The 22,846-nt window shown below is 58.7% G+C and carries 19 protein-coding genes and 1 pseudogene; 11 read left to right on the top strand and 9 right to left on the bottom strand.

The features are described from left to right. Window positions 1–25: 25 nt before the first annotated feature. From CHH27_RS04340 to CHH27_RS04325, 4 genes and pseudogenes are all read right to left on the bottom strand, one after another. Window positions 26–1,348, bottom strand: coding sequence for a homoserine dehydrogenase (locus tag CHH27_RS04340; RefSeq protein WP_094070492.1), 1,323 nt, complete (start codon window positions 1,346–1,348; stop codon window positions 26–28). 17 nt (window positions 1,349–1,365) lie between these two features. Further along, window positions 1,366–2,579, bottom strand: a pseudogene (locus CHH27_RS04335) (LL-diaminopimelate aminotransferase). 404 nt (window positions 2,580–2,983) lie between these two features. After that, window positions 2,984–4,219, bottom strand: coding sequence for a GGDEF domain-containing protein (locus tag CHH27_RS04330; RefSeq protein WP_094070491.1), 1,236 nt, complete (start codon window positions 4,217–4,219; stop codon window positions 2,984–2,986). Between the two features lie 139 nt (window positions 4,220–4,358). Further along, complete coding sequence (locus tag CHH27_RS04325; protein ID WP_157738678.1) at window positions 4,359–4,610, bottom strand: hypothetical protein; 252 nt, start codon at window positions 4,608–4,610, stop codon at window positions 4,359–4,361. Window positions 4,611–4,843: 233 nt separating this feature from the next. On the opposite strand from CHH27_RS04325, the gene CHH27_RS04320 reads away from it, so the two are divergent. Then, entirely contained in the window at window positions 4,844–6,649 is a 1,806-nt protein-coding gene (locus CHH27_RS04320) for an alpha/beta hydrolase (protein ID WP_094070489.1), read from the top strand. Between the two features lie 224 nt (window positions 6,650–6,873). Here CHH27_RS04320 and CHH27_RS04315 read toward each other — a convergent pair whose 3' ends face one another. After that, window positions 6,874–9,195 carry a bifunctional diguanylate cyclase/phosphodiesterase gene (locus CHH27_RS04315; protein WP_094070488.1) on the bottom strand — a complete coding sequence of 774 codons (2,322 nt, stop codon included), beginning with the start codon at window positions 9,193–9,195 and terminating at the stop codon, window positions 6,874–6,876. Window positions 9,196–9,626: 431 nt separating this feature from the next. On the opposite strand from CHH27_RS04315, the gene CHH27_RS04310 reads away from it, so the two are divergent. Next, the gene (locus CHH27_RS04310; protein WP_157738677.1) at window positions 9,627–10,133 is read left to right on the top strand and encodes a DUF6653 family protein; all 507 of its coding nucleotides are present in this window, start codon (window positions 9,627–9,629) and stop codon (window positions 10,131–10,133) included. A gap of 32 nt (window positions 10,134–10,165) precedes the next feature. On the opposite strand, the gene CHH27_RS04305 is transcribed toward CHH27_RS04310, so the two are convergent. Together CHH27_RS04305 and speB are read right to left on the bottom strand one after the other, a co-directional pair. Then, window positions 10,166–10,783: a hypothetical protein gene (locus CHH27_RS04305; RefSeq protein WP_094070486.1), complete on the bottom strand. Its 618-nt coding sequence runs from the start codon at window positions 10,781–10,783 to the stop codon at window positions 10,166–10,168. 18 nt (window positions 10,784–10,801) lie between these two features. Then, entirely contained in the window at window positions 10,802–11,764 is a 963-nt protein-coding gene (speB, locus tag CHH27_RS04300) for an agmatinase (RefSeq protein ID WP_094070485.1), read from the bottom strand. Between the two features lie 136 nt (window positions 11,765–11,900). Here speB and CHH27_RS04295 point away from each other — a divergent pair, with 136 nt between their 5' ends. From CHH27_RS04295 to CHH27_RS04275, 5 genes are all read left to right on the top strand, one after another. Beyond that, complete coding sequence (locus CHH27_RS04295) at window positions 11,901–12,818, top strand: cation diffusion facilitator family transporter (protein ID WP_247646189.1); 918 nt, start codon at window positions 11,901–11,903, stop codon at window positions 12,816–12,818. A gap of 233 nt (window positions 12,819–13,051) precedes the next feature. After that, the gene (locus CHH27_RS04290) at window positions 13,052–13,882 is read left to right on the top strand and encodes a hypothetical protein (protein WP_094070483.1); all 831 of its coding nucleotides are present in this window, start codon (window positions 13,052–13,054) and stop codon (window positions 13,880–13,882) included. A gap of 167 nt (window positions 13,883–14,049) precedes the next feature. Then, window positions 14,050–15,360, top strand: a complete 1,311-nt coding sequence (gene guaD / locus CHH27_RS04285) for a guanine deaminase (RefSeq protein ID WP_094070482.1) — start codon at window positions 14,050–14,052, stop codon at window positions 15,358–15,360. A 108-nt stretch (window positions 15,361–15,468) separates the two neighbouring features. Next, window positions 15,469–15,837 (top strand): hypothetical protein, encoded by a 369-nt coding sequence (locus CHH27_RS04280; RefSeq protein ID WP_094070481.1) that lies wholly within the window; start codon window positions 15,469–15,471, stop codon window positions 15,835–15,837. Further along, window positions 15,830–17,053, top strand: a complete 1,224-nt coding sequence (locus tag CHH27_RS04275; protein ID WP_094070480.1) for an HlyD family secretion protein — start codon at window positions 15,830–15,832, stop codon at window positions 17,051–17,053. The genes CHH27_RS04280 and CHH27_RS04275 overlap by 8 nt, the downstream gene beginning before the upstream one ends. 47 nt (window positions 17,054–17,100) lie before the next feature. Here the strand turns inward: CHH27_RS04275 and CHH27_RS04270 are convergent, their stop codons facing one another. After that, window positions 17,101–18,342 carry an MFS transporter gene (locus CHH27_RS04270; protein ID WP_094070479.1) on the bottom strand — a complete coding sequence of 414 codons (1,242 nt, stop codon included), beginning with the start codon at window positions 18,340–18,342 and terminating at the stop codon, window positions 17,101–17,103. Between the two features lie 69 nt (window positions 18,343–18,411). On the opposite strand from CHH27_RS04270, the gene CHH27_RS04265 reads away from it, so the two are divergent. From CHH27_RS04265 to CHH27_RS04255, 3 genes are all read left to right on the top strand, one after another. Further along, entirely contained in the window at window positions 18,412–18,846 is a 435-nt protein-coding gene (locus CHH27_RS04265; RefSeq protein ID WP_094070478.1) for a helix-turn-helix domain-containing protein, read from the top strand. A 52-nt stretch (window positions 18,847–18,898) separates the two neighbouring features. Continuing rightward, window positions 18,899–19,432 (top strand): hypothetical protein, encoded by a 534-nt coding sequence (locus tag CHH27_RS04260; RefSeq protein WP_157738676.1) that lies wholly within the window; start codon window positions 18,899–18,901, stop codon window positions 19,430–19,432. Window positions 19,433–19,576: 144 nt separating this feature from the next. Further along, entirely contained in the window at window positions 19,577–20,149 is a 573-nt protein-coding gene (locus CHH27_RS04255; protein ID WP_094070476.1) for a hypothetical protein, read from the top strand. On the opposite strand, the gene CHH27_RS04250 is transcribed toward CHH27_RS04255, so the two are convergent. Beyond that, window positions 20,119–21,540, bottom strand: coding sequence for an MATE family efflux transporter (locus CHH27_RS04250; RefSeq protein ID WP_208988548.1), 1,422 nt, complete (start codon window positions 21,538–21,540; stop codon window positions 20,119–20,121). The two genes, CHH27_RS04255 and CHH27_RS04250, sit on opposite strands and share 31 nt — an antisense overlap. 219 nt (window positions 21,541–21,759) lie before the next feature. On the opposite strand from CHH27_RS04250, the gene CHH27_RS04240 reads away from it, so the two are divergent. Continuing rightward, complete coding sequence (locus tag CHH27_RS04240) at window positions 21,760–22,824, top strand: YHYH protein (RefSeq protein WP_094070473.1); 1,065 nt, start codon at window positions 21,760–21,762, stop codon at window positions 22,822–22,824. Window positions 22,825–22,846: the final 22 nt, after the last annotated feature.

Raw genomic sequence — 22,846 nt, 5'->3', positions numbered from 1 at the left:
CAAGACGCCTGGGCGGGCACATTCTTCAATTCAGTTTTTCAATCCGGATCATTTGCGGCTTTTCGGCAACAACCCCCTTGGACATGATAACGTCCAGGGCCTCCTTGATCGCCACTTCGGTGGTTTCATAAGTGATCAAGATGACGGGCTGAGGTGTCTCCGCATCCCGTTTTGCCGGCGGGATTTCTTCCGGATGACGTTTCTGTACGATCGACTCCAGCGAAATACCGGCCGCTCCCATGCTCTGGGCGATTTCAGCGAACGCGCCCGGACGATCGTACACGGACAAGCGGATGTAATAACCACCCTCATGCAGCCGCATGCGCGCCCTGACATAGTCCTTCAGGTCCGAGGCCGGCATGCCGAGCACCGGCGTCGCGTCTCCGCGCGCAATATCGGCTATGTCGGCGACCACGGAAGATGCGGTGGCATTGCCACCCGCTCCCGGTCCGACGAGCACGATCTCGCCAACGAAGTCTCCATCAACGGCCACCGCGTTCAGGACACCGTCAATGCGGGCAATCGCGGAGGTTTTCGGCACCATGGTCGGATGCACACGTTGCTCGATCCCGGTGTCCGTTCGCTGCGCCACACCCAGAAGCTTGATGCGGAACCCCAGCTCGTCGGCAGCCTGAATGTCGGCCGTCGTGATTGAGGTGATGCCTTCCAGATAGATGTCCTCGTCGGCAATCTTCGTGCCGAAGGCAAGGCTCGTCAGGATAGCCAGCTTGTGAGCTGTGTCATTTCCCTCGATGTCGAATGTCGGGTCGGCTTCGGCATAGCCCAGCCGCTGCGCATCGGCGAGGCAGTCTTCAAAACTGATGCCATCGGCTTCCATCCGGGTCAGGATGTAATTGCAGGTGCCGTTCAGGATGCCGTAGACGCGGCTGATATCGTTGCCGGCCATGGATTCCCGCAAGGTCTTGACGATCGGAATGCCGCCGGCGACCGCCGCTTCATAATTCAGGCAGGCGTCATTGTCCTCTGCCAGCCCGGCAAGGTCGACTCCGTGCCTGGCAAGCAGCGCCTTGTTGGCTGTAACCACATGCACACCGCGTTTCAAAGCGGCGCGTACGCTGTCCTCCGCAGGACCGCTGTCTCCGCCAATCAACTCGACAAAGATGTCGATATCGGCGCTGGTCGCCATCTCGACCGGATCGGTGTACCAGTCGAGGCCGGACACGTCGAAGCCCCGGTCCCGAGACTTGTCCCGCGCGCTCACCGCGGTAACGGTCACGGCACGGCCAGACTTGCGGGCTAGTTGCCCTCCGTTTTTCGACAGGAGCTGCACGACGGCCGCCCCCACGGTGCCAAGACCAGCAACGCCAACTTTCAATGCTTCAGACATGCGGAAAAGAGTCCAGGTTAAGTTCCGAGCGGGATGACGTTGTGCAGCTTTTGCTCTGCGGTTTCAAGGAAGCGGCGGATATTTCTCGCCGCCTGTCGCAGTCTCTGCTCGTTTTCCACCAGTCCGATGCGTACATATTCATCACCATGCTCGCCGAACCCGATGCCCGGTGCGACGGCAACCTCTGCCCGCTCCAGCAGCAGCTTGGAATATTCAAGGCTGCCAAGGGAGCGGAATTTCTCCGGAATGGGTGCCCAGCAGAACATGCTGGCCTGCGGCGCGGGAATGTCCCAGCCCGCCCGGCCAAAGCTTTCAACCACGACGTCGCGGCGCTTCTTGTAGGTCTCGCGAGTTTCCCTGATGCAGTCTTCCGGTCCGTTGAGCGCGGCCGCTGCCGCCACCTGGATCGGTGTGAAGGCGCCGTAGTCGAGATAGGATTTGACGCGGGCCAGGGCGCCGATCAGGCGCTCGTTGCCAACGGCAAACCCCATGCGCCAGCCCGGCATGGAGAAGGTCTTCGACAAGGAAGTGAACTCGACGGTGATATCCATGGCTCCTGGAACCTGGAGCACCGAAGGCGGCGGAGAGGCTTCGTCGAAATAGATCTCCGAATAGGCCAGATCAGACAGAATGAAGATATTGTGCTTGCGCGCGAAAGCGACAACTTCCTTGTAGAAGTCGAGATCCGCGCAATAGGCCGTCGGATTGGCCGGGTAACACAGGATGATGGCGATCGGTTTCGGCACCGAATGGATAACGGCACGCTCCAGCGCATCAAAGAAGTCCGGTCCCGGTTCGGCCGGAATGTTGCGGATCGACGCACCGGCCATCAAGAAGCCGAACGTGTGGATCGGGTAACTCGGATTCGGGCTGAGGATGACGTCGCCGGGCGCAGAGATCGCCTGCGCCATGTTGGCAAAGCCTTCCTTGGAACCCAGCGTCGCAATCACCTGCGTGTCGGGATCCAGTTTCACTCCGAACCGGCGCCCGTAATAGGCTGCCTGGGCCTTGCGCAGGCCCTGAATGCCCTTGGAAGCCGAATAACGGTGCGTGCGCGGGTCCTGCACCACCTCGGTCAGCTTGTCGACAATATGCTGGGGGTCGGCAGATCCGGGTTGCCCATGCCAAGATCAATTATGTCCGCCCCGGCCGCTCGCGCCTTTGCTTTCAAGCGATTGACCTGTTCGAACACATACGGCGGCAGCCGCTTGATCTTGTGGAATTCCTCCATGGCGCGATCCCTTGCAAATTGACGGTCCGTTTGCACCCAACACCCCTCACGCGGTGCAGTGCAGCGGGGCTCTTGTAGCAGCAAGGAAAAAAATGTTCACCCGTCTTTGCAGTCCTAGCCGCCCAAATTTGCTCCCGTTTTGAGAATGTTGTTCCAGAACCTGTCAAAGAGTGCCCGAACACAAGCATTCTGGGTCAATTGTCCAACAAAAACATGAACTGGCTTGAAGCGCTTGCAGCGTCGGGGACCTCGAAAAAACGAAACTCTTTCCCGTTTTCAGGACCAATCGCTCCGGCTCAAACAGCGACGGAGCGAGAGGGTTCTTGCAAGTCTCTGAGAAACCTGAGGGTGTGTCTTGCGTCAGACGAAAACCGTTTCCCGAAAAAACAATTGGCACGCCCTGCTCAGGCGGCGTTCTTTCTAGAGGTGGAAAAGGCTGTTGGTCCCTTGGCCTTCCGGACAGACCCGTTCGCTTTCATGTCGAACAACACAATCTGCGACTTGCCCTGTTTCCTGGAAAGTTCAACGCCTTTCTCGGCAGCTCCCATTGCCCTGGACAGATGCGTGGACATTGGCGAATTGACCGCGCCGACGCTGATGGAAACCGTCAACTTGCCTGCGGATGCCTGATGACATCCCAGGGCGAAGTGCCTGCAGAGCCGCTGCGCCGTAAGGTGCACGAGATCGTTGTTGGCCTCTTCAAGCAAAACGACGAATTTCGTATCGCCGAGTTGTCCACTAATCGAGGTTTCGGGCAGCATGTCCTTCATGACACGGGCAAACAGCTGCAGCAGTGCCAGTCCCATCGGCGTCCCGTATTTTTCGCTGACGTCCTCAATCTCGTCCATAGAGAAAAGCATGATGCCGTAGACACCCGGCCGCTCCCGGTTTTCGCTCAGCCAGTCTTCGGCCGCATTCAGAAACGCCCGCCGGTTCGGCAGCCCCGTCAGTTCATTCTGCGTGGCTTCCTCGCGGAACCTTTGCATGGACCGCTCGATCACCATCGCGACAGGCAGAACAATTGTCATGATGATCGAGAACAACAGGGTCACCAGGAAGATGACCGTGAAGCCTTGCGGAAAGGCCTCCAGGAAGGACGGGACCAACAGGATGTTCTGGTTCAGTGTGAACCAGACAAACCCGGCAACTTCGATCAAGGTCGTAAACCCCAGCAGTCTGGCAGAACGAAGTTTTTCCTTGTTTTCCCAGAAAGCCATCGCGACAACCCAGAGCCCGCTGACAATCAGGCACCCCTGGACATAATTCGTACGCATGACGAAGCTGTCGAAAAACGGCGGAAAGAGACAGAGCACGATCCAGCCGACCGCGACGATGGCAAACAGCCAGACATGACCGCGCAGCCCGAGAAATACAGCAAAACCGCTCCGTCTCAGGCCTGTCCCAATTAGAATGAGGAAATTGGCTGCAATGATGCTGAAGGCGTCCGGAATGGTGCCTCGCATTGCGACCAACAAGGTGCCGCAGGCAGCCAGGAACATCCCGAGCGACCACATCGCCAGACTGCGGGCGCTATCCGGATTTCGGATCGGCCAGAACAGGTAAAACATCAAAAAGATGACGCTGCCGGCAAATTCGGCAATGACGAGGCAGGCAAAAAGTGTCGGCGTGTCGAGCTGCATACAGAGAAAGGCCTTGGAAATATCGGCCTTAAACTAGCGCTTCAGTCGTAAAAGAATGCTTATGAATTGCCATTTCCTGCAAGCCCCTTACATGAGGTGCGCAAGTTGCCGGCAAGGCAAACCGATTGCAAACACCCGATCATTCGCCGGCAAGGGATTCCAGATAGGCTTCTGTCGCCTCCCTGTCGCGTGGGTTGATCAGACCAGCGGATTCGCCCGTGCCAATGGGGGGGCCGTACCCCTTTGGCGGCGGCACGTTGGTGGATTGAACACCCTTCTCATTCTTCAGTGCATCAACGAGAGGCGTTCCCGGACCAACGGCGCATCCGGTCAGAAACACCAAAAACATTCCCCCAGCAAGGCCGGTCATCCCCTTGAAATATCTGGTCAAGCGTTCCTCCCCGAACTCACTGCCAACTTCCATCCCATTGTCACAAAGTTGCTCTAGCCAGTGAGCCTAAAGCGGTTTCAAATCCAATCGACGGAACCAGAACCTTGTGTCATAAATAGCTGTTAGATCAAAATATCAGCGAAAATATAACAAGATAACGGATTTAAACAGATAAGGGCTCTCAGGCCGTTCACGGGCCGGAGGGGCAGCACAACCGGAGGGAACCCCTGTCTATGGCCGATGACCGCCAGCATCCCATGTTGCAGTATATCATCAACAACCCGGAGGCCTTCGCGCAGAATCTGGCCAAAACCATCGAGCAGGCCGGCAAGGCCATGGCCGCCTACATCGAGCCGCGCGAACAGGGCAAGATCAAACATGATTCGACCGACGAGCTGACGGGTGTCGTGAAAACGCTGGCGCAGGTCGGAGAATACTGGGCGTCTGATCCGCAGCGCGCCATTGAGGCCCAGTCGCGGCTCTGGTCAGGTTATATCGATCTCTGGAATTCCTCGTTGAAGCGCATGATGGGGGAACCGTCAACACCGGCGGTCGAGACACCGCCGCGCGACAAGCGTTTTGCCGACCCGGACTGGGAGAACAACCAGTTCTTCGACTTCATCAAGCAGCTCTATCTGATCACCAGCAAATGGGCCGAAGACATGGTTCACGAGGCCAACGGCCTCGATGAACACACAAAACACAAGGCGGAATTCTACGTCACCCAGATTGCAAACGCGGTGTCGCCGTCCAATTTCGTGCTGACAAATCCGGAACTTCTGCGCCTGACGATGGAGAGCAACGGCGAGAACCTCGTCAAGGGCATGCAGCATCTGGTGGAAGACCTGAAGACCGGCAAGGGTGACCTGAAGATCCGGCAGACAGACCCCTCGAAATTCAAGCTCGGCGAAAACCTGGGCAACACCCCGGGCAAGGTGATCGCCGAGAACGATGTCTGCCAGGTGATCCAGTATTCGCCGACAACGGACGAAGTGCTGAAGCGCCCTCTCCTGATCGTGCCGCCCTGGATCAACAAGTTCTATATTCTCGATCTCAACCCGGAAAAATCCTTCATCAAATGGGCCGTCGATCAGGGCCATACCGTGTTCGTGATTTCCTGGGTCAACCCGGATGAGCGCCAGGCCCAGAAAAGTTTCGAACACTATATGAAGGAGGGCATCCTCGAGACGCTCGACGTCATCAAGAAGGCCACACGGCAATCGGAGGTCAACGCGATCGGCTATTGCGTTGGCGGCACGTTGCTTGCGGTTACCCTCGCCTATATGGCGAAAATCGGCGACGAACGCATCAAGACGGCCACCTTCTTCACCACCCAGGTCGATTTCACCTTCGCCGGCGATCTGAAGGTGTTTGTCGACGAGGAACAGATCTCGGTTCTGGAAAAACGGATGGAGGAACAGGGGTACCTGGACGGCTCGAAAATGTCGTCGGCCTTCAACATGCTGCGCTCCAACGACCTGATCTGGTCCTACGTGGTCAACAACTACCTGAAAGGCCAGGAGCCCTTCCCGTTCGACCTGCTCTACTGGAACTCCGACAGCACGCGTATGCCGGCGGCCAATCATTCTTTCTATCTGCGCAACTGCTATCTCGACAACAAGCTCTCCAAGGGGGAAATGGAGATCGCAGGCGAGCAGCTCGATCTTTCCAGGGTGACGATCCCGATCTTCAACCTGGCCACAAGAGAAGACCACATCGCACCGCCAAAATCAGTCTTCCTCGGCTCCGGTTGTTTCGGCGGACCGGTCGACTATGTGCTCGCAGGCTCCGGTCACATCGCTGGCGTCGTCAACCCGCCAGCCAAGAACAAGTACCAGTTCTGGACCGGCGGCGAACCGAAAGGCCTTCTGGAAAACTGGCTGAAAAATGCCGAGGAGCATCCTGGGTCCTGGTGGCCCTATTGGGACGAGTGGATCCGTTCTCACGACGGCAATCTTGCCAAAGCCCGCAAGCCAGGCGCCAACCGGGTGAAAATCCTGGAAGATGCGCCGGGGTCTTATGTGATGACGAAGGTTTAGGGCCGGTTGGCCTGACACGTTTCGGTTGGTTTTCCACCCTACGCGGAAATGCGTATCAGATTGTCCGCGTAGGGGATCAAATAGATAGTCAAACACATTACAGCTGTGTAGGCGGCGCTTACAAGAGCGGCCTACCGATCGAAGCAAAAACCGAGATTCCGTCGCGTTTTTTGAACCTCAACGGCCGTGTCTGTCTGTTCTGTCTTCTTGGCATCGCTAGCTGCTCACCCGAAATGCGCGTCCAGCGGCGTCAGGGTCATGCCCAGGAGCTTGCCGAACTTGTTGGCGCTCATCGGGCGGCCGAAATGGAAGCCCTGCACCACTTCGCAGCGGCAACTGGCAAGAAACGCCTGTTGTTTGGCGGTTTCCACGCCCTCGGCCACGACACACAGACCAAGCTCACGGCCGAGCGAGATGATCGCGCGGGCGATGCAGCGGTCGTTTTCGTCATAGTCGAGATCGCGGATGAAGCTACGGTCTATCTTCAGCCGGGTCAAAGGGAAGCTTTTGAGCGCTACCAGGCTTGAATAACCGATGCCGAAATCATCGATGGCGAGTTTCAGGCCGATCCCCCGGAAATCGTCCATAAGCTCAACGGCCTGCTCCGCGTTCTGGATGAGGAGGCTTTCCGTCAGTTCCAGTTCGAGGTAACCGGCTGGCAAGCCGCTCTCATCCAGGGCTGTGCAGACATCGGCGACCAGTCCGGCATCACGAAACTGGCGGGCGGAGACATTGACCCCAATGGTGATCGGCGTCAATCCGGCATCCTGCCATTCCTTGTTCTGTCGGCAGGCTTCCTTCATGACCCAGCGGCCGAGCGGCACGATCAGGCCACTTTCCTCGGCCAGCGTGATGAATTCGCCCGGCATCAGGCGTCCGAGCGCCGGATGCTGCCAGCGCACAAGCGCCTCTGCACCGATAATGCGTCCGCTGACCAGGTTGTATTGCGGCTGATACTCCAGGAAGAACTCGCCATTTTCGATGCCGGAGCGCATCTCCTCAAGCAGTGTCAGCTTGTTGACGGAACGTTCCGGGCGGGTCTGTTCATAGACCTGATAGCCGTCCCGCCCCGACGCCTTGGCCTCGAACATAGCCTTGTCGGCATTCCGGAGCAGCTGGGCGGCATTTTCCGCATCCTGCGGAAAACTTGCCGCGCCGATGCTGCAGGTGATGTGGAACGACAGGTCACCAATCTGGATTGTCTTGGTGATCTCGTCCCGCAGCCGGGCCATGAAATCCTTGAGTTCCGGCTTGCAGGCCGTGTTGCCCTCAACGATCAGGACAAATTCGTCACCACCGAAACGGATGGCCTGGTGGGTGCCGTCATGGACGGACATGATGCGTTCGGCCGCGATCATCAGCACCTGATCGCCAATCGCATGCCCGAAACTGTCATTGACGAACTTGAAATTGTCCAGATCGACAAAAACCACCGCAACCGGAACAGCGGTGTTCCGGCTTTCGGCAACCTTTTCCTCCAGTTTCGTCTTGAATTCCTGCCGGTTGGGCAGGCCCGTCAGGACGTCGTGATTTGCAAGATACCGGATTTTCCGCTCGTCCCTGTCGCGCTCCACGGCCACGGCTGCCAGTCTGGCAGCTTCAAGCGCAAGCTTGAGTTCATGGTCGGTCGGACTGCGAACAGAGTTCGTGTAAAGACCAAATGTACCAAGAACTTCCCGGTCCTTGCCAAAGAACGGCACCGACCAGCAGGATCTGAGGCCAAAGGGCGCAACAACCTCCTTGAAATCCTCCCACAGCGGATCCTTCAGGATATCCTCGACCAGAACGCTCTCACGCCGGAAGATGGCCGTGCCACAGGATCCGTTCTTGGGGCCTATGTCGATCCCGTCGGTCAAGGCCACATATTCTTCGGGCAGGTTTGGAGCGACACCCGCCAGCAGCTTGGTGCCCGTTTCATCAACCAGCATGATCGATCCGGTGATGCCGTCCAGCTGGTTCTCGATTGTCAACACAAGGGTTTCAAGAACCGTGGCGACGGGCTTCCCGGCGGCCAGTTGCTGAAGCACCTTGTTCTGGCCCTGCTGCAGCAGCACTGCACGCTTGCGCTCCGTGATATCCCGTGACATTCCGACAATGCCAACAACTTCGCCAGCCTCGTTGGTGACCGGATACTTGGAAGAGGCAAACCAGCTGCGCTTGCCGTCAGACAAGATGGAGAGTTCCTCGAAGTCGATCCTCGGGATGTTCGAGGCCATGATCTCCTGCTCGATAGCCAGAAATTTTCGAGCCGTTTCCTCGGGATGAAGTTCGATATCGGTCTTGCCAATCAACTCGGCCGGGTCGTTCAACCCGACATCAAGTGCAACCTGACGGTTTGCCATGACAAACCGCGACTTGCGATCCTTGACGTAAATATAGTCCGAGACAATGTTGAGAAGTTTTTGCAGCCAGTCGCCATCCAGACTCAGCTGCTCTGACTGGCCGATCGTCTCGAGACGACTGAGACGATCGAGTTCTGCAGCCAAGAACCCGAACTGGTTGTTCCCAGCAGCGCTCTCCAGTTCCCGACTTTCTTTTGCAACCATTCTGAGGCTCGATTTCCCTTACCTTGTCAGGTAGGCGGTCATATTCACTGATTTCAAGCTAAAAAACAATGAACTCAAATGCTAAGCCACAGTTATACTCATTAAGATTGGAGTCCCCTTAACTAAACAAAACTGCACCGCTCACTTCTGCAATGCATTGGACCATAATCCCGACACTTTAAACAGTAATACTTGCAATCTAACACCAAATTACATTGCCATAAATTACAATAATGATCTGTCGAAGGTTCGATTATGTTATTTGCCAATCAGCCTCGACACCGGGTATGATCAAGTGCTGTCCGAATAACCGGCCTTAACTCATGCAAACTCCGCAACCGCATCAAACACCTATTGCTCGCTCCGGTTCCTTCGCCACTCCCGGAATGCAGGTGCCAATTCATCTGAAAACCGGCACAGGTGGACGTCCGGTGTCCGCGATCGCTGTGTTTTGCAAACTTCTCGCCCCTGCCGTTCTGACGGCTTCCCTGTGGAGCAAACTCTGGCTTGGTGGCGTTGCCGCCGGACTTTTGTGCCTGTTCGCTCTTGTCCTGCTCGTGTTCGGCCCGAGACTGCTTGAGGGCACCGGCAACCGGCTCAACTGGGCTCGCCACGTAGGATTTGGTGAAAAGATCTGGCTGAACAGACTTTTCGTTCCTGTGCCCAAGGATCTGAACTACCGGCTCACGGTGCTCTATCTCGTCTTCTGGACAGGCGTCCTGGTCGCGCTCTGGGGCGGCGTGGCAACTCTGCCCGTGCTTTCCATTTCCGGGCTTGCTGTCGCCTACACCGCACAGATCGTTTGTTTTGGAAAGCTGATCCATCTCTACGGTTTGATGAAAGACAAGCATCCGCTCTACCGGTTCTGGGCGGCGACTGCCGGAAACGATAATGATTCGAGGGCGAAACAGGCCGACCCGGCCCGCAGATCGGCCTAGCAAACAGGGGTCCCTGCTAACGGTCCTATCCGTCAATCGGGAGAGCTGAACTCCAGAGCAACGACGGCGACCAGGGCACATGTCAGGAAAGCGATCTCCAGATCAGCACCGACGGACTGATCGTCCAGCTTCAACACCCAATCGCGCCCTTCAACAAACCGCTTGAGTCCGGCAAGAACTCCCCCGCCAGCGGACCGATGCTGCTTCGTAAGCCAACCAATCGGATCATCGCCCTTTTTCAAGACCAGCCCCTCGGTTTCGCCTTGCAGCATGGTCTTGGCGATTTGCCTGGCCAGCCCCTGCGGGTTGACGAGTTCGAACTCGGATGCCGCATCGCGGCAGGACAAAACCCAGCCCTGCGAAAGCAAACCCTGGCCTGAGATCTCCGCAAGTGTCTCCCCGGCCTTGTCGGTCAGCTGCCAGCGGCCAGACCCGGTCATCTGCTGCGATGTCAGTGTCAGAGCGCTTGCTTCAGACCGCTTGACCTCGGTCACGCCCCGCAATTCCGGCTGGTCGAGATTGAAGGTGACGACCGGCGAACCCCTTCCGGCCGATTGTTCTGCGAAGACCTGGTACTGACGCTTGATGTTTTTCGGCAGGGACATGCTGCCAGGCGTCTTGACGATCCTCAGCTCGCGGCGTTCGCTCATCCCACCCTCCGGAGGCGATCAGGCCGTCTGATTCCGCTTTTCCGCAAGCAGACCGATATAGGTCAGGGCAACGCTTGCGCCTGCAATCGACGTGATGTCGGCGTGGTCATAAGCAGGCGCCACTTCAACAACATCGCCCCCGACGAAATTCAGCGCCCCAAGTCCGCGCAGCACCGACAACGCTTCGCGTGACGACAATCCCCCGGAGACAGGCGTTCCGGTTCCAGGCGCAAATGCCGGGTCGAGACAATCAATATCGAAGGTCATGTAGGCAGGACCATCACCGACGCGGGCCTTGATCCGTTCGACCACACCGTTGATGCCAAGGTCGTCCATCTCGTGGCCGAAAATGATCTCCACACCGCAGGTTTCCGGTGCATGGGTCCTGATGCCGATCTGGATGGAGCGCTCGGGATCAATCAGGCCCTCGCGCACCGCTCTCCCGGTAAAGGTGCCGTGGTCGATCCGGTCGCCTTCGTCCGGCCAGGTGTCCTGGTGGGCATCGAACTGCACAAGGCCCAGCGGCCCGTGTTTGGCGACATGGGCCTTGAGCAGCGGATAGGTGACGAAATGGTCGCCACCTATGGAAAAGAGATGCGTGTCGGCCGCCAGGATTTCCGCGGCCTGAGCCTGGATATGACCTGGAATGTCAGCGTTCCGGCCGTAATCAAAGACGCAATCGCCATAATCCACGCAGGCGAGGCTCTCAAACGGGTCGAAGTGAAAGGGGTATTGCGGATCGCCGTCGAAAATGGCCGACGCCCGGCGCACGCCCTGCGGTCCAAATCGCGCCCCCGGCCGATTCGACACGGAGGCATCAAACGGAATGCCCAGGATGGCCAGATCAACGCCGGCAAGATCGCGGCTATAACGGCGGCGCATGAAGGAAAGCGCGCCGGCATATGTCGGCTCATGCGACCCGCCCTTGATGTCCTTTCCAAGGAAGGCATTGTCGGTCGGGCGCGGCAATTCTGATGACATGATCCAAAGACCCAGGCTTGATTGGCGGGGAGACATTTGACGCCGCCTACCATGTTCACAAAAAGCGCTTCTGGCAATCGTCGATTGGGTTGTGGCACCATTGCGTCTGAGAAACGCACGCCAGATGGACCTCCACATGCATGACCACGCTTCTCACGATCACGGCACTGGCCATGATCACGGATCCGGACACGACCACGCACCTGAAGTGACGGACAAGAACGCCCGTGCGATCGCCTGGGCTGGGCTGTTGATTGCCAGCTTCATGTTTGCCGAACTGATCGGTGGCTGGCTGGCCGGCTCCCTGGCCCTGATGGCGGACGCCGTCCACATGGTCACCGATGCCGCCTCGCTGGGGCTGGCCTGGTGGGCGTTTCAGCAATCCAGGAAACCGGCGGATGCCCGCCTCACCTACGGACGTGACCGGCTTCCGGTGCTGATAGCGTTCGCCAATGCCATCTTCCTGCTGGTGGTCACAGCCTGGATCTGCGTGGAAGCCGTCGCACGGTTCGTCGAACCGGAGGAAGTCCTGGCCGGGCCCATGCTGATCATCGCCATCCTGGGACTGTTGGTGAACATAGGCGCCTTCCTGATTTTGCAACGTGGCGGCGACGGTTCGCTCAACATTCGCGCCGCCATCCTTCACGTGATCGGCGACCTGCTCGGGTCGGTCGGAGCGATCCTTGCTGCCATCGTCATCTATCTGACCGGCTGGTACCCGATCGATCCGATCCTGTCGGTTTTCGTGGCGCTTTTGATCGTGCGCTCCGCAATCGCCGTCTTGCGCCAATCGGCACATATCCTCTTGGAAGGCGCACCTGCCGACATCGACCGGGAGGCCATGAAAGCGGACCTCCTAGAGGAAGTTCCCGGCCTTTCGGACGTCTATCACATCCATCTCTGGTCTCTCGCGGAAGGCAAGGTCAACGCGACGATGCATGCAGTCGTGGCTCAGAACACGCATCCGAATACGGTTCTGGAGACCATGCGGCGACGGCTCAAGGAGCGGCATGGCATCGCGCACGCGACCATCGAGATAACTGCCTCCCGTTAGTCGCGGTCAGGGCCTTGCCACCCGACACACCCCTCATTTCAACTATTGAGTGAAATACGCGACCAGTCCTCTCTTGATTGAGACTTGCCTGAATTTACGTTAGGTTAGGCAAGTTCAACAACGGAGGGCAAACCATGCCTGAAGTTCAGGAAAACATGCCTCAAGACGCAGCCCCCCCTGCTGCCTCCAAAGAGACGCGATCTGCCACCTCCTCCTACGGGAGCGGTGTGTCGATGCCAACCATCTACATATGTGCTGCCATCGGCGGCATGATCGCTGCAATTGCCGACCTGGTGCAGAAGGAACAGGCCTCTGCCGTTCTGAAAATGACCACCATTTCGGCACGCCATCTCAACTTGGCCGTCCCACCACTCTATGTGTTCATCATTGTCGTGTTTCTGGGCGTGCTGCTTTGCTTTGTGTTTCAGCCGAACAACCGCAAGGCCGGATTTGCGGTCGGGGCCGGCGTGATCGCCTCCATCATGACCGTCACCCCCTACCAGCCGCTTCAGACCGGTCAGCCGGCGGAACCGGGTGAAGGCACATATCTGCACCCGGGACGGGATGGAGTGCAGCTGGCAAGTTCGGACATGGGCCGGCTTTATCTTGCAGCTGGCATGATCGACATGGCGTCGATCCCGGTGACCAACGACCTGGCGATTCCGGTCGAGGTCAGCGTGTCCTTCCACGACCGGATCAGCCGGCGGACCTTTCAGCAGGTCCAGGCGATTGCCCCCGGTGCAACCCGTTCATTTGAATTCGCAGCCCAGTCGCAAGACGGCAGCATCGATGCGGAACTCTTCCTGACCGTTGCCGGTGAACAGTCCAACGTGGTCAGCGCCACGGGCGCTGCGCCCTATTACAGCGATGCGCTGCTGTTGACCCAGGCGGTGCCGACCTTCGCGCAGGCCCAGATCGACAAGAACGCCCTGGACAGCTATTCGCAGACAACGGGTCTTGCGCCACGCCCGGCCAGCGACGAGGAAGTGCGGGCGATCTACAACAAGCCGACCGGGTTCTTCAATCAGCTGCAGAAGAAACTGCTGACACCGCGAAAGTTCTGAAGCAGCACCGGAACGGACGGCACTGAACAGAGCGGCCACGCTGCTGATGATAACTGTGGCAAGCACAGGTGCGGCGTTGTTCGGGTGTCGCCGCTGGATTATGACTGAATGTCTGAAACCGGGGTCCAGGCCCCGGAATACTCAAGACAGATCCAGGGACTTGCCCCGTGCCAAACCGCTCCCCGCTCCTTCTGCGCGGCAGATTGCTGAGCTTCGACGCCGCTCCGGCCGGCGCTGAAGATACCGATGCCTATGTCTATGAAGAAGACGGCGCGCTTCTGGTCATCGATGGCAAAATTGCTGCCAGAGGCCGTTATGAAACCGTGCGGGACAAGGCGCCGGACGGGAAGGTTGAAGAGGTCGACCACCGACCGCACCTGTTGCTGCCCGGCTTCATCGACACGCACCTTCATTTTCCGCAAGTCCAGGTGATTGCGTCCTGGGCCGATCAGCTCCTGGACTGGCTCAACGACTATACCTTCCCCGCGGAACAGCGTTTTGCCGACAAGCACCACGGCGACCGCATCGCCGGCGCGTTCTACGACCTGCTGCTGTCCCACGGCACCACCACGGCTGTTGCCTATTGCTCCAGTCATCCGGCCTCCGTCGACGCCTATTTTGAAGAGGCAGACCGGCGCCGCATGCTGATGCTCGGTGGCAAGACCATGATGGATCGCAACGCGCCGCCGGCGCTCTGCGACACGGCCCAGAACTCCTATGATGACAGCAAGGCGCTTCTGCAAAAGTGGCATGGCCGCGGCCGGGCGCATTACGCCGTCACACCGCGCTTTGCCATTACCTCCACGCCCGCACAGCTGGAGGCCGCCGGCGCCTTGCTGAAGGAACATCCGGCCTGTCATCTTCAGACCCATATCAACGAAAATCACAATGAGATCGCGCTGACAAAAGAGCTTTACCCGGACGCAGCGCATTATCTCGATGTCTATGAAAGCTTTGGACTGCTCGGGCCCAAGACACTGCTCGGCCATTGCATCCACATGACAGGCCATGAAATGCAGCGCATGCGGGAAACGGGCTCCGTCGCCGTGTTCTGCCCGACCTCGAACCTGTTTCTCGGCAGCGGTCTCTTCGACAAGGCCGGTCTTGAAAGCGCCGGCATCCGCACGTCGATCGCCACCGATATCGGAGGCGGCACCAGCTATTCCATGCTGCGCACGCTGGACGAGGGCTACAAGGTCCTGCAGCTGCAGCGCCAGCGGCTGCATCCGCTGACCTGTTTCTACTGGATCACGCGCGGCAATGCCGAAGCCCTCTCCCTGACCGACAGGATCGGCACCTTGGACGAGGGCTCGGACGCGGACGTCGTCGTCCTGAACGCCAGAGCCACCCGCCCGATGGCCCTGCGCATGGAAACCGTCGAAAGCCTGGCAGAAGAGCTTTTTGTGCTGCAGACCCTCGGAGACGATCGTGCGATTGCGGAAACCTATGTCGCCGGCATAGCCTCCAAGCCAGTATGACCTGGTGTTCAACCGCCCCTGCGGTGACGCAGGTGCCGTAAAAATACGCATTGCATCAGCTGTTAGCAGCAAGTGTACTTCCAGGTGGACAGACAGAGGGGGAAGTCCATGGAAGCGCCAGCTGTCGAGATCGTGCCAGACCCGGCACCGTTTTTCATAACCGGGCCCGGGTCAACCGACATCCTGTTCTATCTGGTGGCCATAGCGCTGGTCGCTATCCTGCTCGGTTTCGGCGCGCTTTATTTCACCATTCAGGCAATACCGGACCGCATGGCCTCCGGCACCAGCAAGGCCCAGCTGCAGATTGTCGGCATCCTGGGACTGCTGTCGCTGTTCTTCATGAACAATGCCTTCTGGATCGCTGCCCTCCTGATCGCCGCCATTCCACTGTCGAAGATCGTTCTGCCCGTTCAGATCCGGACCAATCGACGCCGCAGCCGTCGCCTTCGCGGAAGTGAGGAGACCAGCGATGCTTGAGCTGCTCTTCAGTGCACTGATCACGATCGTCCCGGACTACCTTTACCGACGGCACAGGCAGGGCAAACGGCTCGGTCACGAAATCACGCTGTTCAATGTCTGGTACGAGCTTCGCTGGGGGATCACCGGCTGTGCCGTTCTGGCCATTTCGCTGCTCACGGTCATCTTCTACTTTCACCCTACAACGACGAATGTGACCTCACTGTTCCGGACCGTTTCCATTCTCAGCGACCGCCCCGGCCGCGTGGAAGAGGTCTATGTTTCCGACAATCAGTTCGTACGCGCCGGCGACCCGATTTTCCGGCTGGACACCCAGCGACAGCGGGCAGCGGCTGAAACGGCGCGCCGACGCATTGCCGAGATCGACGCGGCCCTCGTTGTCGCGCGGTCCGACCTGCTTGCGACCGAAGGCTCTATCGTTGCGACGGAAAGCCAGTTGCGGCAGGCCCAGGACGATTTCAACCGAAGGAACGAACTTTCGGAGCGCAATCAGAATGTTGTCAGCCAGCAGGAACTGGAACGACTTCGCCTGAGTGTCGCGGGGCTGGAAGGTACATTGCAATCGGCACAAGCGCAGCGCGACGCGGTTGCCGGCCGGTTGAACAATCTGCTGCCGGCGCAGCGTGCAAGTGCGGAGGCAGCCCTGGCGCAAGCGGAAACCGAAATCGAGAAATCGACCGTCTTTGCCGGAACCAACGGCACTGTCCGCCAGTTCAAACTGAAACCGGGAGACCTCGTCAATCCGATCTTGCGCCCGGCGGGAGTCCTGGTGCCGGAAGGCTCCGGCCGGGGCCGGTTCCAGGCCGGGTTCGGCCAGATATCAGCCCAGGTGCTTCATCCAGGCACGCTCGTGGAGATCACATGTGCCTCAAAACCCCTCACCGTCATTCCGATGAAGGTCGTTGAAGTGCAAACCGCCATTGCAGGTGGCCAGTTGCGCCCGACCGATCAGCTGATCGATCTGCAGGACCGTGCCCGCCCGGGCACGATCCTGACAGTCATCGAACCTCTCTACGAAGGACATGCCGACGAGGTTCCCCCTGGAAGCAGATGCATCGGCGTTGCCTATTCCAGTCATGACAAGGCCATCAAGGCCGGCAAGATCACGGGATTTTCCGCCTTTCTGTCCCGTATTGTCGATGGCATGGGCATTGCCAATGCGCTGGTGATCCGTGCTCAGGCGCTGCTCCTGCCGGTGAAGGTTCTGGTGTTCTGACCTCTCTCTGCCGCCCTGAGGAATCGTTCATTCGCAATCCAGGCGGGTCACCCTCGAGCAGTCTGCCATTTTGAGCGTGCTGGCGGCCGCCTCCTTTTGAACCACGCAATGACAGATGCCGAGAGACAGGCAACGGCAAAACCAGCCGCAACAGCGCGAAACAGCCACTCGAATCCACTGAGATCGAGAAGTGGCGTCAAGAGCAGCGGTGAGACCACCTGACCGAGAAACATGGCGGTCGTGACCATTCCGGAGACCCTGCCCCGCCTGCTTTCCGGCACCAGATGAAGCGCAAGCATGAAGAGAGCCGGCTGCACCAGGGCATAACCCGCACCGACCTGGGCAGCGCCGGCCAGAATCAGGCCCCAGGAGGCACCGAGGGACAGCGTGGCGAAACCGGTTGCCATCATGGCGAAGCCGAGACCGAAGGTCATCGCAAGGCCCAGCCTGGCGCTGATCCGCTTGAATGCCATGGCCACACAGCCGGCGGTCAAGGTGAGCGCGCCCAGCCCAAAGGCCGTTCCCAGGGCTCCGTCCAGGCCGTTTTCTTCCAGATAGAAGGGCAACTGGCTCGGCATCAGGAAGAACAGCATCACGGTGAGCATGGTCAGCACCGCAACCCCGAGTGATGGCAGCCACCAGCTCTTTTCAGACGCTGCCGGCACCGGTGCAGCTGCAATCTGGGAAGCGATGCGCGACCGTCTTTCCTGCCGCAGAACCACAAGCAGCAACGGCAAAAGCAAAGCCGGCAGAGCGTAGATCAGGAACGGCAGTCGCGGCGAAAGACCGGCAAGTCCGCCAGCCAGGCTGATGAACAGGAAACCGCTGAAGTTGATGGCCGCTGTCTGCAGTCCCAGAAAGGCGCTGCGGCGCTCGCCGTCAAACAGGTCTCCGACCAGAGCGACCTGGGCTGTCATGGTGAGTGCAACGGCGACGCCCAGCAGCAGCCGGCTGACGAGAATGGAGCTCAGATCGGGCAGATAGGCGCCGGCGCTGCCGCTGACGGCGAACAGCACCACCCCCGCGATCAACAGGGGCGCACGGCCAAACCTGTCGGCGGCAAGGCCGGCAAATGGTGCAATCAACACGACGGAAAGGGACGGCGCGGCCACCAGGAACCGCGTCAGGTAGGCAGCTTGCGGACTATCGGCAAAGCTTGCTTCCAGTCCGGGAAGCGCAGGGCTGATGGTGGCATTGGCCATGATCTTGAGCGTTGCAATCAGGAGCAGCGCGATGGCCGCAGCTTCCAGCCAGATCGGGCGGCCTGACACATGCGTTTGGGAAGACACCTTGATTTTCCTTGCATTTGGGAAAGGGAGGCATCAGCCTACTAATTCAAGTCGACTTGAGGTCAAGAGATGAATTTGCTGGATATTTCAGAAGTTTCGAAGCAGACCGGCATCGCCGCGTCGGCCATTCGCCATTATGAGGAAAAGGGCCTGATCACTTCCGTGGGACGCAGAGGGCTGAAGCGGCTGTTCGGTCCGGAGGTGATCGATCAGCTGGCGCTGATCACGCTCGGCAAGGCTGGCGGATTTTCACTTGATGAGATCAAAGCCATGTTTGGCCCGGACGGGCGTCCCGCTATTTCAAGACAGGTTCTTTATGGCAAGGCTAACGACCTCGACCGACAGATCGATCACCTGATCTCGCTGCGCGACATGATCCGCCACGTGGCCGAATGCTCTGCACCGTCCCATATGGAATGCCCCAAGTTTCGGCGGCTACTTCGTTTGGGAGGAAAGAGGAAAACTGAAACCAGAAAAATACCCAGTCCAGCTGCGCTTCTTTAATTCATCGTCAGAACAACCTATGTTCCGAGTCTTGGGCAATGCAGGGCAATCAATGAAAATTCCCAAAATCGATCCACGCATGCGACGTCCCCAGATCCAGCTGGGAAATGTCGAACTGGATTTAAAGGGTGATTTTCGGGAGAAGATCCTAGCCCTGTTGCGACCCAGTTCTCGAGAACTCGAAAACAATCGACAACTCCGTGAGTATTTTGCTCACCTTTTCGGGTTCGAAATCTTCGAGCAGTCCAAGATCCGAAATGACGTTTGGGTCTACAATTTCGTAGTCACTGGTATCGACAATGATAACGGAGATTCTCTTGTCAGCGGCCCCGATTTAGGCTTGATAATCTCAGTTTTCTTACTTGCCTTTCGCAGACCTTCCGGGTCTGTGAACCTCGAAGGGCAATTGGTTGACGCCAATACCGGGTGCGTCCTATCCGAGGACAAGATCACTGAGAAATTCACTTCCAAACGATCCTTTTTCTCCGACCCCATCAAAAGTTTGCACATGATCGAATTTGCAGCCATCAAGCTGCTGAAACACCTGAAACAAGACGCCGAGGCCAACTACCATGCCGCTTTGTAAGCTTATCCAAAGCGCTGGGTGCATCACGTCCAGGTCCGCGACGATGTATGCCGCCATGGGACTGGTTGATTGCACTTTCCGTCATCCTGTTGCGGAGAGAACTGACTTGGCGAGGTTTGTCTTCAGAACTGGAATTATTCTTTCATGTCCTTCCTGAATTGGCTGTTCCGACGAAAGAAACCGCCTCAGATCCATCTCGGCGATGTCCAGATGCATCTCGACTGGAACATCGTCAGCTCCTTTTGCCACCATTTTGGAGCCCCGGTCCAAACGGAGCCTGATCAGGAGCAATTGCAGCGCTATTTTGCGAAGGCGCTCGAATTGCCGCTCTATTCACCGGGCGCTGATTTGAAACCGGGTGATCAGCTCCTGCATCTTGCCATCACCGACCTGCGCTACGGCTTTCTGGCCTCCCTGAACACCAACGACACCTGGTTGCCGCTGCTCATCCGGCCCTCCGTCACACTCTACGGTTATCTTCTGGATATCGACAGCGGTCAGGTTCTGGCGGAAAAGCGGGTCAGTCAAAAACCAAGCTGGCTGAGCTCGGCCGATCCGGTCCTGTTCGCATGGACTTTCCTGACGGGTGACTTTGGCCCGGCGCCATCACGGCCGATGACGGACAAGGCGGCCGTCAAGGCACTGCGCCAGCTGCAGAAACTTGCAGCCCACAATGCCAGAACCGGTCACCTTCTTGAAAAGAACAATATGACCTGACGTGCCTGACGCTGGAACAGGCCCGGACCTTTCGAGGCTTCGTGATGCGTCTCCACATCGCGGATCACGACGCGCACCAGCACCACCGCGGCAATCCCGAAGACGACGCCGCCGGCAGCCTGTCCGATCAGGACGCCGGGAGCGCCATAAAGTGCGCCCCCCACCATGACAAAGGGGATCGTCCCGAGCGTGTGCCGGCCCCAGTTCATCCAGGTGGAGTAAAACGGCCGGCCAAGATTGTTGAAAAACGCGTTGGCAACGAACAAGGCGCCGTTGAAGAAAAAGGCCAGCGCCAGCGGGCCGCAAAACAGGAAGATCAGCGTCAGGGCAAGGCCATCGGCATCGAACAGGCGCGCAATCGGCGTTCTGAGAAAGAACAGGGCCAACGCGGCCAGGCCGACCACGAGCGCCGTGAAGAGCAGCGCTTCGCGCAAGGTGCCGCGCACCCGGTCATACTTTCCGGCACCAAAATTCTGGCCGACGATGGGTCCGACAGCACCGGACAGGGCAAAGATCGTGGCAAAGGCGAGCGGCGTCATGCGTGCGACCACGGCCATGCCGGCGACAGCCTCTTCGCCGAACTCCGCCATGGAGCGCGTGACGAAGGCCTGGCCGACGGGTGTTGCCAGCTGGGTCAGGATGGCGGGAAAGGCGATGGCGGATATGGGGGGCAGGTCTTTCAGGAGCTTGAGCGGTCTCGGCAGGCTGAGCCCGCCGTAAAACCGGAAGATCGGCGCCAGGGCAAAAAAGGCAATCGCAACGCGCGACGCGGCGCTCGCCAGGGCAGCGCCGGTCAATTCCAGATCCAGTCCGAAAATCAGGATCGGGTCCAGGACCGCATTGACGACGCCGCCGGCAATTGTCGCCATCATTGCCCGCTTGGCATCGCCATGGGCCCTGAGCACGGCGCCCCCCGCCATGCCGAGCAATAGCAATGGCAACGTTGGCACAATGATCTGCAAATAGTGAACCGCCAGATCATGGGTGTCGCCATGGGCGCCGATCAGGCTGACAAGCAGGTCCAGCGACAACCAGACCGCAAGGGCAAAGACGCCACTGAAGATCACCCCGGCCACGAGCGCGTTGGAGGCCTGTTGCCGCGCCTCCTCCCGATCCCCTGCCCCAAGCGCCCGCGCGACCAGAGCGCCGGCCGCAATGGCAACGCCGATATTGAAAGACGTGGTGAAAAACAGGATCGCGCCGGCGTAACCAACCGCGGCAGCCAGTTCCGCCTTGCCGAGCATGGAGATGAAGATCATGTCGACAAAGTCGACGGCAAAGATCGCCATCAGGCCGACTGAGGACGTCAGCGACATGACCGTGACATGACGGAACAAGCTGCCTGTAACGAATTTGGCCTGGCTCATGGCACCTGACATCGATCTGGACATTCTGGCCCGCCCGGCAGGCCTTGGAGAGGGCTGCATGGACCGGAAACGGCGTGCGCGCAAGCCGAAATCGGCTCACCTTGCCGCAAACGACCGGCTCCGCGACGGCAACATGCGGAAACAGATCGGCGCACGGGGTGTCAATGGACCATGCTACGATTTTCCGGAAGGGCAACACCTCTTGCCCGACTCGGTTTCGTCACCTGATCGCAGAGGACCGTCATGATTGTCAGCCGACCTTCCGGAAACCTTGCATGTGCAGGCCTTTTGGCGGTCTGCCTGATCCCGTCTGACGTCAGCGCACATGACGCTGCAAGACTGAGCATTCCGCCAGACGCATCCGCTGTGTTGAAGACCTTCCTGGCTCATGTCCGGCCGGAAGCCATCATGCAGGACGCCGAGGTAGCGGACTGCACGCTCTCCGGCGGCACCACGACCAGATGCGTGAAACTGGTGCTGAAACAGGCGCCGCGCGAAGAGCCCGGGCCCTGGTGTCCGAGCACGATTGAAGACGGACCGGAGGACGCCGGCATCTGGTTCAAGGACGGCAAGGTCTATGACGCAGATGGTGCGTTCGTCAAAAATCTGGCCGAATTCTACGACGATCCGAAATGGCAGATGTATGACCCGAAAACGGGAGAAGTCCTGGTCTCAAGGTCCTTTGATGCCTGCTTCGGAGTGGCGCGGCCGGATGTCTGGAAGGCGTATTACTATTACTGCGCGCAGTGCACGCCGGAGCAGACCGTTTTTTCGCCCATTCGAACACTGTTCATTCCGCTGGATCCTGTGCCTGTCGACGAGCCAATCGAGTTGACCGATCATCCGGGCGCCGGCATTTCACTCGACGGGGTCCGCTTTGAAGGCCCTGCCCCGGTCAATGCCATTTTGCACGCCTACAACATCGCCCCGTTCGACGATTGCGGCGGTCACGTGAACCCCTATTTCGGCTACCACTATCATTTCGCCACGGAGTGTCTTGAAACTGTCGAACAGTCTGGCGGGCATGCGGACCTTGTGGGCATGGCGATGGATGGCCACGGCATCTATAGCCAGCTGGACGCAGATGGCCAGGAGCCGCCAGATCTCGACTCATGCAGAGGCCACACAACGGCAGGGCTCGGCTATCATTATCACGCTGCCCCTCTGGGCGTGAACCGCGTGATTGGCTGTTTCAGGGCCGAACTCGGCTGTGCGCTCTCCCCCGGGTCCCAGACCTGCGACGCAAGACTGCCCCTGGAACCAATCGAAGTGCCGCTGCCGCCGCCCGGTTCGATCCCCCCGGAATAGCGCTTGGCTTCAACTGACAACA

It is taken from the genome of Labrenzia sp. VG12, assembly GCF_002237595.1.
Lineage (GTDB): Bacteria > Pseudomonadota > Alphaproteobacteria > Rhizobiales > Stappiaceae > Roseibium.
Note: the sequence above shows the minus strand (reverse complement) of the source record. Positions and strands in the feature narration are given on the sequence as shown.